At 65.2% G+C, this 12,181-nt stretch carries 15 protein-coding genes; 12 read left to right on the top strand and 3 right to left on the bottom strand.

Annotated features, from left to right (window positions below):
- Positions 1-17: 17 nt before the first annotated feature.
- Positions 18-650: a thiamine diphosphokinase gene (locus QZY67_RS08995; RefSeq protein ID WP_295369786.1), complete on the bottom strand. Its 633-nt coding sequence runs from the start codon at positions 648-650 to the stop codon at positions 18-20.
- 229 nt (positions 651-879) lie between these two features.
- Between QZY67_RS08995 and acpP the strand changes: the two genes are divergently transcribed.
- The 12 genes from acpP (at position 880) to QZY67_RS08935 (ending at position 10,702) form a co-directional block, all read left to right on the top strand.
- The gene (acpP, locus tag QZY67_RS08990; protein WP_294531891.1) at positions 880-1,110 is read left to right on the top strand and encodes an acyl carrier protein; all 231 of its coding nucleotides are present in this window, start codon (positions 880-882) and stop codon (positions 1,108-1,110) included.
- Positions 1,111-1,120: 10 nt separating this feature from the next.
- The gene (locus QZY67_RS08985) at positions 1,121-1,543 is read left to right on the top strand and encodes a biotin/lipoyl-containing protein (RefSeq protein ID WP_295369785.1); all 423 of its coding nucleotides are present in this window, start codon (positions 1,121-1,123) and stop codon (positions 1,541-1,543) included.
- A 3-nt stretch (positions 1,544-1,546) separates the two neighbouring features.
- The gene (gene accC, locus QZY67_RS08980) at positions 1,547-2,929 is read left to right on the top strand and encodes an acetyl-CoA carboxylase biotin carboxylase subunit (RefSeq protein WP_295369784.1); all 1,383 of its coding nucleotides are present in this window, start codon (positions 1,547-1,549) and stop codon (positions 2,927-2,929) included.
- Positions 2,926-3,786 (top strand): acetyl-CoA carboxylase, carboxyltransferase subunit beta, encoded by an 861-nt coding sequence (gene accD / locus QZY67_RS08975; protein ID WP_295369783.1) that lies wholly within the window; start codon positions 2,926-2,928, stop codon positions 3,784-3,786. Before accC ends, accD begins: the two co-directional genes overlap by 4 nt.
- Positions 3,783-4,604 carry an acetyl-CoA carboxylase carboxyltransferase subunit alpha gene (locus tag QZY67_RS08970; RefSeq protein ID WP_294531881.1) on the top strand — a complete coding sequence of 274 codons (822 nt, stop codon included), beginning with the start codon at positions 3,783-3,785 and terminating at the stop codon, positions 4,602-4,604. The genes accD and QZY67_RS08970 overlap by 4 nt, the downstream gene beginning before the upstream one ends.
- Positions 4,601-5,560, top strand: a complete 960-nt coding sequence (locus tag QZY67_RS08965; protein WP_294531878.1) for a beta-ketoacyl-ACP synthase III — start codon at positions 4,601-4,603, stop codon at positions 5,558-5,560. The genes QZY67_RS08970 and QZY67_RS08965 overlap by 4 nt, the downstream gene beginning before the upstream one ends.
- A gap of 37 nt (positions 5,561-5,597) precedes the next feature.
- The gene (locus QZY67_RS08960; protein ID WP_294531876.1) at positions 5,598-6,530 is read left to right on the top strand and encodes a nitronate monooxygenase; all 933 of its coding nucleotides are present in this window, start codon (positions 5,598-5,600) and stop codon (positions 6,528-6,530) included.
- Complete coding sequence (fabD, locus tag QZY67_RS08955) at positions 6,527-7,465, top strand: ACP S-malonyltransferase (RefSeq protein ID WP_295369782.1); 939 nt, start codon at positions 6,527-6,529, stop codon at positions 7,463-7,465. Before QZY67_RS08960 ends, fabD begins: the two co-directional genes overlap by 4 nt.
- A complete protein-coding gene (gene fabG / locus QZY67_RS08950; protein WP_294531871.1) occupies positions 7,465-8,208 on the top strand; it encodes a 3-oxoacyl-[acyl-carrier-protein] reductase in 744 nt (247 codons plus the stop codon). Before fabD ends, fabG begins: the two co-directional genes overlap by 1 nt.
- A gap of 227 nt (positions 8,209-8,435) precedes the next feature.
- On the top strand, positions 8,436-9,680 hold the full coding sequence (fabF, locus tag QZY67_RS08945) for a beta-ketoacyl-ACP synthase II (RefSeq protein ID WP_295369781.1): 1,245 nt from the start codon (positions 8,436-8,438) through the stop codon (positions 9,678-9,680).
- On the top strand, positions 9,680-10,117 hold the full coding sequence (fabZ, locus tag QZY67_RS08940; RefSeq protein WP_295369780.1) for a 3-hydroxyacyl-ACP dehydratase FabZ: 438 nt from the start codon (positions 9,680-9,682) through the stop codon (positions 10,115-10,117). The genes fabF and fabZ overlap by 1 nt, the downstream gene beginning before the upstream one ends.
- A 126-nt stretch (positions 10,118-10,243) precedes the next feature.
- Positions 10,244-10,702 carry a MarR family transcriptional regulator gene (locus QZY67_RS08935; protein WP_294531988.1) on the top strand — a complete coding sequence of 153 codons (459 nt, stop codon included), beginning with the start codon at positions 10,244-10,246 and terminating at the stop codon, positions 10,700-10,702.
- A 109-nt stretch (positions 10,703-10,811) separates the two neighbouring features.
- On the opposite strand, the gene QZY67_RS08930 is transcribed toward QZY67_RS08935, so the two are convergent.
- Both QZY67_RS08930 and QZY67_RS08925 read right to left on the bottom strand, forming a co-directional pair.
- Positions 10,812-11,228 (bottom strand): sigma-70 family RNA polymerase sigma factor, encoded by a 417-nt coding sequence (locus tag QZY67_RS08930; RefSeq protein ID WP_295369779.1) that lies wholly within the window; start codon positions 11,226-11,228, stop codon positions 10,812-10,814.
- Positions 11,197-12,181: recombinase zinc beta ribbon domain-containing protein (locus tag QZY67_RS08925; protein WP_295369778.1), on the bottom strand; the 985-nt coding region annotated here is incomplete at its 5' end. The genes QZY67_RS08930 and QZY67_RS08925, both read right to left, overlap by 32 nt.

The following is a 12,181-nucleotide window of genomic DNA, read 5'->3' as shown; positions in this document are numbered from 1 at the left end:
GACATATGTCAAGTATTTCAGCGGAGCATTTCTCTGCTCTCCCATACAATTAATAATGTTCCCTCCTTCACCGACACCCTGGCGGGAACGCCGGTAAATTCGTTGCTCACCCCCAGGGAGAAGCCGTTGTCCAGCTCCGCGTCGGAGAGGCTGTACTTCAGCCCCTCAATCGTCACCCCCCGGACGGTATCCGAGTGGGCAAACACCGAGATCATGCCCCGGTGCTCCGGGCCGAATTCCAGGGTCCCGCCGGTGATGGCCGCGGCGGTCCAGTCCGGGCCGTACAGCCGCCCCTCCTCCCCCCGGCGGGAGAGCCAGGCCAGCAGCTGGAGGTTGGCCAGGGTGTGGTCAAAGCGGCCGCCGGTGCCGCCGAAGATGTGGAACCGGCGGTAGCCCCGCGCCCGGCCCAGCCGGACGGCGGCCATGGTGTCGGTCTCGTCCTTCTCCTTGGGCAGGCGCACCAGATGGGCCACGCCGTCAGGCTCGGCCATGGAGTCAAAGTCCCCCACCACCAGGTCGGGCTTCAGTCCCCGCTCCTTCAGCCAGGCGTAACCGCCGTCGGCGGCGATGAGCAGATCCCCCTGCTCCGGCGCGGGCAGGGCGATTGTCCGCTCACCTGCGCCAACGATATAGCAATTTCCACAAGTCATGGCTTTTTCCTCACTTTATGCCGTTGTATCCGGGTTTTGCTCCGTTTTTTGTGCTTCCGGTTCACGTCCTCTATCCTAGCACACTCCGTTCTCCGAAGCAAGGCGCCCTATTTTTTGGTAAAAAAATACTTGACAGATCCCCGTCTTGTGGATAAAATAGCGCTTAAATTATTTTACTTAAAAATTTTTAATTAAAATAATTGAATAAAATAATGAGGAGTATGTTGTTATGACTTTCGAAGAAATGCGCGATATCATTGTTGAGACCCTGAGCTGTGATGCTGAGGACGTGACCATGGAGGCCACTCTGGCCGAGGACCTGGGCGCCGACTCTCTGGCCGCCGTGGAGCTGTCCATGGCTCTGGAGGAGGCCTCCGGCGTGACCATCGAGGACGACGACCTGCCCAACATGAAGACCGTGGGCGATCTGATGGCCTACATCGAGTCCCACAAGGCCTGAGGCACGGCCCATGAGCAATCAGGACGTGTTTGAGCTGATGGCGCGCTTTGAGGGCAGCGCGGCCGTCAGCATGAAGTTCACCTGCAAGGACTTCTCCCTGGAGCTGAGCAAGGCGGCCGGGACCGTACCCGCCGCCGCGCCCGTGGCGGCGGCCCCCGCGGTCTCCGCCGCGCCTGCCGCCGTCGAGGAGGAGGGCAGCGTCATCACCGCCCCCCTGGTGGGTACTTACTACGCCGCCCCCTCCCCCGGGGCCGCCCCCTTTGTCTCCGTGGGCGACCAGGTGAAGAAGGGCCAGACGGTCTGCCTGATGGAGGCCATGAAGATGATGAACGAGGTCACCGCCCCCTGCGACTGCGTCATTGAGGCGCTGCTCCAGGAGGACGGCGCCCTGGTCTCCTTCGGCGCCCCCCTGCTGCGCTATAAGGCGGTCTGAGCCATGTTCAAGCGGGTTTTGATTGCCAACCGGGGGGAGATCGCCCTCCGGGTCCTGCGGGCCTGCCGGGAAATGGACATTGATACCGTGGCGGTCTACTCCCAGGCCGACGCGGACGCCCTCCACGTCCAGTTTGCCGGCAGCGCCTACTGCGTCGGCCCGGCCAAGGCCGCCGACAGCTATCTGAACATGGACGCCATTCTCACCGTGGCCAAGGCTTCGGGCTGCGACGCCATCCACCCGGGCTACGGCTTCCTGTCTGAGAACGACGCCTTTGCCGACGCCTGCCAGGAGGAGGGCATCACCTTCATCGGCCCCTCCGGGGACGTGATCCGGGCCATGGGCAACAAGGCCTCCGCCCGGGCGCTGATGCAGAAGGCGGGCGTGCCCGTGGTGCCCGGGTCCGACGGCCCGGTGCCCGACGCCCAGTCCGCCAAGGCTGTGGCCGACGCCATCGGCTATCCGGTGCTCATCAAGGCCTCCGCCGGCGGCGGCGGCCGGGGCATGCGCCGGGTGTACGACGCCGAGAGCTTTGTCTCCCTCTTTGAGGAGGCCCGGGCCGAGTCGGTGGCCTGCTTCGGCAGCGGCGAGATGTACCTGGAGAAGCTGATTCTGGACCCCCGGCACATTGAGTTCCAGATTCTGGCCGACCGCCACGGCAACGTGATCCACCTGGGGGACCGGGACTGCTCCATCCAGCGCCGCAACCAGAAGATGCTGGAGGAGGCCCCCTCCAAGGCTCTTACCCCCGAGCTGCGGGAGCAGATGGGCGCCGCCGCCGTGGCCGCTGCCAAGGCGGCAGGCTATGAGAACGCCGGCACCATCGAGTTCGTGCTGGACGGCGAGGGTCACTTCTACTTCATTGAGATGAACACCCGGATTCAGGTGGAGCACCCTATCACCGAGATGGTCACCGGCACCGACCTGGTGCGGGAGCAGATCCGCATCGCCGCGGGGCTGCCCCTGTCCCTGACCCAGGAGGATGTGAAGCTCCAGGGCCACGCCATTGAGTGCCGCATCAACGCCGAGGACCCGGCCAACGGCTTCCGTCCCTGCCCGGGCAAGACGGAGTTTCTCCATCTCCCCGGCGGCTGCGGCGTGCGGGTGGACTCCGCCCTCTACACCGGCTACGAGCTCTCCCCCTTCTATGACTCCCTGGCCGCCAAGATCATCGTCCACGCCCCCACCCGGCTGGAGGCCATCCGCCGGATGCGCCGGGCCATGGAGGAGCTGATTGTGGAGGGGTACGCCACCAACGCCGAACTGCTCCACCAGATTCTGTACCACCCGGACTTTGTCCGGGGAAGCTGCACCACCGGCTTTCTGGACCGTGAGCTGAAAGCACTCCTGTCCTGGAGCCGCTGCGGAAGCGAGGAGAAGCAATGAGCAACGTATTTACCCGCCGCCGCGAGAAGCTGCTGGCCCTCAAAAACCTGCGCAGCGGCGGCCCCCGCTCCGCCCCCGCCCCGGCCTGCCCCGCCTGCGGGGCCGAGGTGCCCAGGGGCGAGCTGCACAAGAACCTCTATGTCTGCCCCCGCTGCGGCCATCACCACGCCGTCAGCGCCTACTACCGGCTCAGCCTCATCCTGGACCCGGGCACCTTCCGGGAGCTGGACGAGCGTCTGGCCTCCGCCGACCCCCTGGCCTTTCCCGGCTACGCCGGGAAGCTGGCCGACGCGGGGCGGCGCACCGGCCTGAGCGAGGCCGTGGTCACCGCCACGGGCCGCATCGAGGGCCGCAGGACGGCTGTCGGCGTGCTGGACAGCCGCTTTTTCATGGGCAGCATGAGCGCCGCCGTAGGCGAGAAGGTCACCCGCCTGGTGGAGTACGCCGAGAAGAACCGCCTGCCCCTCATCCTGTTCTCCGCCAGCGGCGGGGCCCGGATGCAGGAGGGCATCCTCTCCCTGATGCAGATGGCCAAGACCGCCGCCGCCCTGGAGCATTTCTCCGCCGCCGGCGGGCTGTACATCTCGGTCTTTACCCACCCCACCACCGGCGGCGTCACCGCCAGCTTTGCCAGCCTGGGCGACTATATGCTGGCCGAGCCCGAGGCCCTGGTGGGCTTTGCCGGCCCCCGGGTGGTGGAGCAGACCATCGGCCAGCCGGTGCCCAAGGGCTTCCAGAGCGCGGAGTACCAGCTCAGCCACGGCTTCCTGGACGCGGTTGTGCCCCGCCAGGAGCTGCGCGCCACGCTGAGCCGCCTGCTGCGGCTCCATGACCCGAAGGGAGGCCGCGACCGATGAATCAGACCCTTACCCCCGTCCAGCGGGTGGCCCTGGCCCGGAACCCCCAGCGGCCGGGCACGGCGGACTTTATCTCCGCCCTTTTCACCGACTTCTTTGAGCTGCGGGGGGACCGCCATTTCGGCGAGGACCCCAGCATTCTGGGCGGCGTGGCCCTCTACCACGGCCAGAGCGTCACCGTCATCGGCCACCGGAAGGGCCGCACCCTGGAGGAGAACCTGAAGTTCAACTTCGGCATGCCCAGCCCCGAGGGGTACCGGAAGGCCCAGCGGCTGATGGAGCAGGCGGAGAAGTTCCGCCGCCCTGTCATCACCTTTATCGACACCCCCGGCGCCTACCCCGGCCTGGAGGCCGAGGCCAGAGGCCAGGGCGAGGCCATCGCCCGATGCCTGTCCATTCTCTCCGCCCTGACGGTGCCCGTCGTCTCGGTGGTCACCGGCGAGGGCGGCAGCGGCGGCGCGCTGGCCCTGGGCGTGGGCAACAGCGTGCTCATGCTGGAGAACGCGGTGTACTCCGTCCTCTCCCCCGAGGGCTTTGCCGCCATTTTGTGGAAAGACGCCTCCCGCAGCAGCGAGGCCTGCGACGTGATGAAGCTCACCGCCGCCGACCTGCTGGAGCTGGGCGTCATCGACGAGATCATTCCCGAGCCTGAGGGCGGGGCCCATACCGCCCCCGACGCCGTGTTCACCGCCGTGGACGGCGCCATCAGCCGGAGTCTGGCCCCCCTGCTCAAACTGAGCGGCTCCGCCCTGGCCCGGCAGCGCTACAAGAAATTCCGGGCCATGGGAAATCAAGCCATAAGGAGGGATCGGGGATGAACGGTATTAAACTCTGCGGCACCGGCGCGGCCGCGCCGGTCAAAGTGGTCACCAACGACGACATGGCCGCCATGGTGGAGACCAGCGACGAGTGGATCACCACCCGCACCGGCATCAAGGAGCGGCGCTACTGCACCGACGAGACCCAGCTCTCCCTCTGCATGGACGCCGCCCGCCAAGCCATGGATCGGGCGGGCATCTCCCCCGCCGACCTGGGGGTGTGCCTGGTGGCCACCATCTCCCCCGATTTCATTACCCCCTCCGTCTCCTGCCTGCTCCAGCGTGAGCTGGGCCTGCCCGAGGACTGCCTGTGCATGGACCTGAACGCGGCCTGCTCCGGCTTCCTCTACGGGCTGCACACCGCCCAGTGCCTGCTGGACGCCTGCCCCAGGAAGTACGGCCTGGTGGTGGGCGGCGAGGCCTTCACCCGCCTGGTGGACTTCACCGACCGCACCACCTGCATCCTCTTCGGCGACGGCGCGGGGGCCGCCGTGGTCCGGTCCGGGCCCGACTGCCCCGTGCTCCACACCGTGGTGGGGGCCCGGGGGGACGAGAAGGTCCTCCACATCCCCGGCGCGGGCACCGGCGTGCCTCCCTATATCCACATGGAGGGCACCGCCGTGTTCAAATTCGCGGTGGAAACCGTACCCAAGTGCATCACCCAGGTGCTGGAACAGGCCCACATGACCGCCGAGGACATCGACCTGTTTGTGCTCCACCAGGCCAATGAGCGCATCATTGACCGGGTGGTGAAGAACCTGCACCTCCCCCCGGAGAAGTGCCCCAAGAACATCGCCAGGTACGGCAATACCTCCGCCGCCAGCATCCCCCTGCTGCTCCATGAGCTGTGCGCCTCGGGCGCCCTCAAGCCCGGCATGCGGGCCCTGCTCTCCGGCTTCGGCGGCGGCCTGACCTGGGGCGGCGCCATCCTGGAGCTGGATGGGGAAGCACACTGAAAAATCTGAACGCGCCGGCAGGCGCATGGAGGTCTCTATGAAACTCAACGAGCTGCTGGGAACGGAGTTTCCCTTTATTCAGGGCGGCATGGCCAACATCGCCACCGGCGAATTTGCCGCCGCCGTGTCCAACGCCGGCGCCCTGGGCCTCATCGGCTCCGGCGGCATGAACGCCGACAGCCTGCGGGAGAACATCCGCCGCTGCAAGGCCCTCACCGACAAGCCCTTCGGCGTCAACCTGATGCTGATGAACCCCGCCGTGGACGAGATGGCCAAGGTGGTCATTGAGGAGGGCGTGAAGGTGGTCACCACCGGCGCCGGCAACCCGGGCAAGTATATCCCCGCCTGGAAAGAGGCGGGCATCATCGTCATCCCCGTGGTGGCTGCCGCCGTGCTGGCCAAGCGCCTCACCCGGTACGGCATTGACGCCGTCATCGCCGAGGGCACCGAGAGCGGCGGCCACGTGGGCGAGATGACCACCATGGCCCTGGTGCCCCAGGTGGCCGACGCGGTGGACGTGCCCGTCATCGCCGCCGGCGGCATCGCCAGCGGCCGCCAGCTGGCCGCCGCCTACGCTCTGGGCGCCTGCGGCGTCCAGATCGGCACCTGCCTGCTGGTCAGCGAGGAGTGCCCCATCCACCCCAACTACAAGCAGGCCCTCCTCAAAGCCAGCGACACCGACACCATTGTCACCGGCCGCACCACCGGCGCGCCCGTCCGGGTGCTCAAGAACAAGATGGCCAAGGAGTACATCCGCATGGAGAAGGAGAACATCCCCCTGGCCGAGCGTGAGAAGCTGACCCTGGGCTCCCTGCGCCGGGCCGTCTTTGAGGGCGACACCGAGATGGGCAGCCTGATGGCGGGCCAGGTGGCCGGCCAGCTCCACGAGATCCGCCCCGTGCGGGCCATTCTGGAGGAGCTGTACGCCGACTACCAGTCCTGCGTGAAAGGTATGGTGAACGACCTGTGAGCCTTGCCTTTCTGTACGCCGGACAGGGCAGCCAGCACCCCGGCATGGGCGCCGACCTGTACGAGGCCCATGCCGCCTTCCGCTCCGTGCTGGACAGCGCGGCGGAGCGGGTGGACTTTGACCTGAAGGAGGTCTCCTTCACCGACGCCGCCGGCGTCCTTAACCAGACCGCCTATACCCAGCCCGCCATGGTGGCCTTTGCCGCCGGCGTCACCGCCCTGCTCTACGAGCGGGGCATTGAGCCCGACTACGCCGCCGGCCTGAGCCTGGGCGAGTACTCCGCCCTCCACGCCGCCGGCGTGTTCTCCGCCGCTGAGGCGGTGTCCCTGGTGGCCTTCCGTGGCAAGGCCATGACCCAGGCCGCCCAGGGCATGGACTGCGCCATGATGGCCGTGCTGGGCCTGGATGCGCCCACCCTCCAGTCCGCCTGCGACCAGGCCACTTCTCTGGGCGTGGTGGAGATCGCCAACTACAACTGCCCCGGCCAGCTGGTCATCGGCGGCGAGAAGTCCGCCGTGGAGAAGGCCGCCGCCCTGGCCAAGGAGCTGGGGGCCAAGCGGGCCCTGCCCCTGAAGGTCAGCGGCCCCTTCCACACCTCCCTCCTCAAGCCCGCAGGGGACGCCCTGGCCGAGCGGTTCCGCTCGGTGGAGTTCGCCCCCATGGCCTTCCCCGTGCTCTTCAACTGCCTGGGCCGTGAGATGGGCGAGGGCGACACCATCCCCGCCCTGCTGGAGCGGCAGGTCCAGTCCTCCGTCCGCATGGAGGACACCATCCGCCGCTTGGAGGCCCTGGGGGTGGACACCATCGTGGAGATCGGCCCGGGCAAGGTGCTCTCCGGCTTTGTCCGCAAGACCTGCCCCGCCATCCGCACCTTCGCCGTGGAGACCTGCGCCGACCTGGACGCCCTCACCGCGGCCCTGAAAGGAGAATCCTGATGAGCCTCACCGGAAAAACCGCCATCGTCACCGGCGGCAGCCGTGGCATCGGCCGGGCCGTATGCCTGGAGCTGGCCCGCCGGGGCTGCAATATCGTCCTGTCCTTTGCCGGCAACACCGCCGCCGCCGACCAGACCGTCTCCGACTGCCAGGCCCTGGGCGTCCAGGCTCTGGCGGTCCAGGGCAACGTGGCCGACGCCGACGCGGTCAAGGCCCTGTTCGACGCCGCCCTGGAGAAGTTCGGCGCCATTGACATCCTGGTCAACAACGCCGGCATCACCCGGGACAACCTGCTCATGCTCCTCAAGGAGGAGGACTTTGACGCCGTGGTGGACACCAACCTGAAGGGCGCCTTCCTCTGCATGAAGGCCGCCGTCCGGCCCATGATGAAGCAGCGCCGCGGCCGCATCATCTCCCTGAGCTCCGTGGTGGGCCTGCGGGGCAACGCGGGCCAGGTGAACTACGCCGCCAGCAAGGCCGGCGTCATCGGCATGACCAAGTCTCTGGCCAAGGAGCTGGCCGGGCGGAACATCACGGTCAACGCGGTGGCCCCCGGCTTTATCGACACCGATATGACCGCCGTGCTCCCCGACAAGGCCAAGGAGGCCATTCTCTCTTCCATCCCCATGGCCCGCCTGGGCGCGGCGGAGGACGTGGCCAGCGCCGTGGCCTTCCTGGCCTCGGACGAGGCCGGGTACATCACCGGCCAGGTGCTGGCAGTGGACGGCGGCATGTCCATGTGACATGCCGCCCAAGGCTTTCGATAAACCCTGAGGCGCAAGGTTTCGGAGGAAAAGATAGTGTGAAAGAAAACCGTCAGGGTTGTCTTTCGCGTGCAATCAAACCACTTTTTCGAACTTTTTTAAAGTTTGAAAAAGTGCAACAGCCTGTCGAAAAGATTTTTTCGACAGGCTGGGCGGCATGTCCATGTGACCCGCCGTTGAGCGCTGTGTTGAAAATGGAGGTTATTATGGAAAAACGCCGAGTGGTCATCACCGGCCTGGGGGCCGTCACCCCCATCGGGCATACCGCGCCCGAGAGCTGGGCCGCCGTCCGCGCGGGCAAGTGCGGCGTGGCCCCTATCACCCGCTATAACACCGAAAACCAGAAGGTCAAGCTGGCCGCCGAGGTCAAGGACTGGGACCCCGCGTCCGTCCTGGACAAGAAGGAGGTCAAGCGGATGGCCCGGTACACCCAGCTGGCCATGGCCGCCGCCAAGGAGGCCGTGGCCGACAGCGGCCTGGACCTGGCCTCTGACGATCCCTGCCGCCGGGGCGTCATCGTCTCCAGCGGCATCGGCGGCCTGGACGTCCACGAGTCCGAGCACACCAAGGGCCTGGAGAAGGGATTTGACCGGGTCTCCCCCTTCTATATCCCCATGGCCATCTCCAACATGGCCGCCGGTCTCATCGCCATCGCCCACAACTGCAAGGGTATGTGCACCTGCCCCGTCACCGCCTGCGCCGGCGGCACCAACGCCGTGGGCGACGCCTTCCACTACATTCGGGACGGCTACGCCGACGTGATGATCTGCGGCGGCACCGAGGCCGCCGTCACTCCCCTGGCCATCGGCGGCTTCACCTCCATGAAGGCCCTCTCCACCGCCACCGACCCGGCCCGGGCCTCCATCCCCTTCGACGCGGAGCGCAGCGGCTTTGTCATGGGTGAGGGCGCGGGCATTCTGGTGCTGGAGGAGTATTCCCGCGCCGTGGCCCGGGGCGCCAGGATCTACGCCGAGGTGGTGGGCTACGGCGCCACCTGCGACGCCTACCACATGACCGCCCCCGCCGACGGCGGTGAGGGCGGCGCCCGCGCCATGGCCATCGCCCTGGCCGACGGCGGCGTAGCCCCCGGCGCGGTGGACTACATCAACGCTCACGGCACTTCCACCCACCTGAATGACAGCGGCGAGACCGCCGCCGTCAAGACTGTGTTCGGCGCCCACGCCGGGGAGCTGATGATGAGCTCCACCAAGTCCATGACCGGCCACATGCTGGGCGCGGCAGGCGCTGTGGAAGCCATTTTCACCGCCCTGTCCCTGAAGGAGGGCTTTGTCCCCGCCACAATCAACTACCAGGTCCCCGACCCGGAGTGCGATCTGGACGTGGTGCCCAACGAGGGCCGTAAGGCTTCCCTGCGGTACGCCATGTCCAACTCCCTGGGCTTCGGCGGCCACAACGCCAGCATCCTGCTGAAGAGATGGGAGGAAGCGTAATGCAGCTCAATTCCAATCAGATCGCCGAAATCCTGCCCCACCGCTACCCCTTTGCCCTGGTGGACCGCATCACCGACGGCGAGGAGGGCAAGTGGGTTCAGGGCATCAAGTGCGTGTCCGCCAACGAGCAGTTCTTCTGCGGCCATTTCCCCCAGAAGCACATTATGCCCGGCGTGCTCATCATTGAGGCGCTGGCCCAGGTGGGGGCGGTGGCCCTCCTGTCCGTGCCGGAGAACCGGGGCAAGCTGGCTCTGTTCGGCGGCATCAAGAACGCCCGGTTCAAGCGCCAGGTGGTGCCCGGGGACGTACTGGAGCTCAAGTGCACCCTGACCAAGCGGAAGGGCCCCGTGGGCTTCGGCGAGGCCGTCGCCACGGTGGACGGCGAGATCGCCGCCACGGCGGAGCTGATTTTCGCCATCGCCGACGCCGGAAAGTAAGGCTGCTCTTTCCGCCCCGTTTAGGTAACCATAGTGTCTGGATGCCCCCCCAGCGCGATTTTTCCTGGCACGGAAGTGAAGTTTTGTCCGGCTGCGGCCGGGCTCTGTCTGATGGAGGCGGAAATGATGCTGGAACAGCGGTTTCAGGACGTGTATACAAAATTCAAGCTGCATTTTTATCGCGAAATCTTCGATCGTTTTCAGAGCCGGGAGGCCAGTCTCACCACGGTGGAGACCTTCTGTATGGAGGCCATTCAGGCCCTTCGCCTGCCCACCATCAACGAGTTCGCCTCATTTATGAAGATCTCTCCCCCCAATGCCGCCTATAAGGTCAACAGCCTGATCAAAAAGGGCTATGTGGAGAAGCTTCAGTCCGAGCACGACAAGCGGGAGTACCACCTGCGCCCCACCCAGAAGTATATTGACTACTACAATATCAGCAACAACTATGTGCACAAGGTGATGGGCCGCATCGCCGAGCGCTTCTCCCCTGCCGACTGCGCCAAGCTGGAGGAGATGCTGGCCATTGTCAGCGACGAGCTGATGCCGGAGATTCCCCTCCCCGCGCCCGAGGCGCAGCACTGAGCCCTTCTCCCGCCGGGTCCCGGCCTGATGCCCACCCGCAAAACAGATTTAAGTGCCGATAAGGTCCGCTCCGTCTGTGCAGAGCGGACCTTATCGTTTTTTTGCTCCTTCAGCTGTTTTTCGCCGTATCCTTCCCTTTCGGCGCCGCCTCCATGGCCTGCTCCAGCTTTTGCAGCGCCTTTTTTTCAATGCGCGATACATAGGACCGGGAGATGCCGCACCGGGCGGCAATTTCCCGCTGAGTCAGCGGGTTCTGGCCGCCCAGGCCGTAGCGCAGGGCGATGATCATGGCCTCCCGCTCATTCAGGCAGTCCTTCACGCACTGGCGCACCCGGATGCAGGATTCCCGGGCATCCAGATTGTCCAGCATGTCGTCGTCCACACTGATGACGTCCATCAGGGAGAGGGAACTCCCGTCCCCGTCCGCCTCCAGCGTGTCCGACAGGGACACCTCCCCCTGGAGCTTTTTCCGGCTGCGGAAGTGCATCAGAATTTCATTTGCTACCTGCTCCTGACGGCTCCGCAAGGCTCCCTTCTGCCGCTTCTGCAAGATTTTCCTCTGTTTTACTGCCTGCGACTTGCTTCCCCACGCCCGCCGGCGTCTTGGGAAACTCGTATTCATACTCCGAGCCAAACAGCACCACATGGGCGTCCGTCCCATCCCAGATGATCTCCTTGACAAAGGTACGGATGGCTGCCCGCTTCTGCTCCACCGTCATTTTGTCAACGGTGTCCTTGAATGTGGACAGCATCTGCGCCAACAGGTCAAACTCAATGTCCGCCAGGGCATGGCTGGAGGTCAGTTCTTTCAGTTCCGCCAAATGTCGCTTCAGGCCCTCCCCTTTTTCGTGCAGTTCATCGATCTGCTGCATGATGTAACTTTCAGCGGAAGTGCCGGAGGACTTTCCCAGGGCAGAGACAAGGCCTTTGATCTCCTCCTCATTTGCGGCGATCTCGGACTCCAAGTTGGAGATCTCCTCGTCATAGCTTTGACGGTTGCCCAGCAGCACCCGCTTGCTCTGTTCCAGTTGACGGATAAAATCGGAGCCGTCTTCACTCAAATGTTTCAGCTGCTCTATGACATCGGCGTCCAATGTATTGCCGTTGCAGTTTTTCATGTTGCAGACATGGCCCCGGCTGCGCTCCTTCATGGAGCAGAGGTAGGTATAAATGAACTCCCCCTTTGCGTTTCGCCGCTTGGACAGTTTAGGGCGCATATACTCGCCGCAGTTGCCGCAGATCAGCAGGCCGGAGAGCAGGGCCACATTGCTGCGGGGCTTGCGGTAGCTTTTGGATTTGTTACGCTCCAAAATCGTCTGAACCTTAACCCACGTCTTCCCCTCAATGACTCCCTGGTGCTTGCCCACCGACACGATCCATTCCTCCATTGGCTTGATCTGGTGGGCTCTACCCGGCTGCTGTAAGGTGCGGTTATAGGCCATGATGCCGTGGACACCATCAAAGTCGCTTTGCTCCGCA

The organism is uncultured Pseudoflavonifractor sp. (genome assembly GCA_904419835.1).
Lineage (GTDB): Bacteria > Bacillota > Clostridia > Oscillospirales > Oscillospiraceae > Pseudoflavonifractor.
Note: the sequence above shows the minus strand (reverse complement) of the source record. Positions and strands in the feature narration are given on the sequence as shown.

What these genes read in the sequence shown, in the direction of transcription:
- QZY67_RS08995 (WP_295369786.1), bottom strand. Translation starts at nt 650, where the DNA reads ATGACTTGTGGAAATTGCTATATCGTTGGCGCAGGTGAGCGGACAATC.
- acpP (WP_294531891.1), top strand. Translation starts at nt 880, where the DNA reads ATGACTTTCGAAGAAATGCGCGATATCATTGTTGAGACCCTGAGCTGT.
- QZY67_RS08985 (WP_295369785.1), top strand. Translation starts at nt 1,121, where the DNA reads ATGAGCAATCAGGACGTGTTTGAGCTGATGGCGCGCTTTGAGGGCAGC.
- accC (WP_295369784.1), top strand. Translation starts at nt 1,547, where the DNA reads ATGTTCAAGCGGGTTTTGATTGCCAACCGGGGGGAGATCGCCCTCCGG.
- accD (WP_295369783.1), top strand. Translation starts at nt 2,926, where the DNA reads ATGAGCAACGTATTTACCCGCCGCCGCGAGAAGCTGCTGGCCCTCAAA.
- QZY67_RS08970 (WP_294531881.1), top strand. Translation starts at nt 3,783, where the DNA reads ATGAATCAGACCCTTACCCCCGTCCAGCGGGTGGCCCTGGCCCGGAAC.
- QZY67_RS08965 (WP_294531878.1), top strand. Translation starts at nt 4,601, where the DNA reads ATGAACGGTATTAAACTCTGCGGCACCGGCGCGGCCGCGCCGGTCAAA.
- QZY67_RS08960 (WP_294531876.1), top strand. Translation starts at nt 5,598, where the DNA reads ATGAAACTCAACGAGCTGCTGGGAACGGAGTTTCCCTTTATTCAGGGC.
- fabG (WP_294531871.1), top strand. Translation starts at nt 7,465, where the DNA reads ATGAGCCTCACCGGAAAAACCGCCATCGTCACCGGCGGCAGCCGTGGC.
- fabF (WP_295369781.1), top strand. Translation starts at nt 8,436, where the DNA reads ATGGAAAAACGCCGAGTGGTCATCACCGGCCTGGGGGCCGTCACCCCC.
- fabZ (WP_295369780.1), top strand. Translation starts at nt 9,680, where the DNA reads ATGCAGCTCAATTCCAATCAGATCGCCGAAATCCTGCCCCACCGCTAC.
- QZY67_RS08935 (WP_294531988.1), top strand. Translation starts at nt 10,244, where the DNA reads ATGCTGGAACAGCGGTTTCAGGACGTGTATACAAAATTCAAGCTGCAT.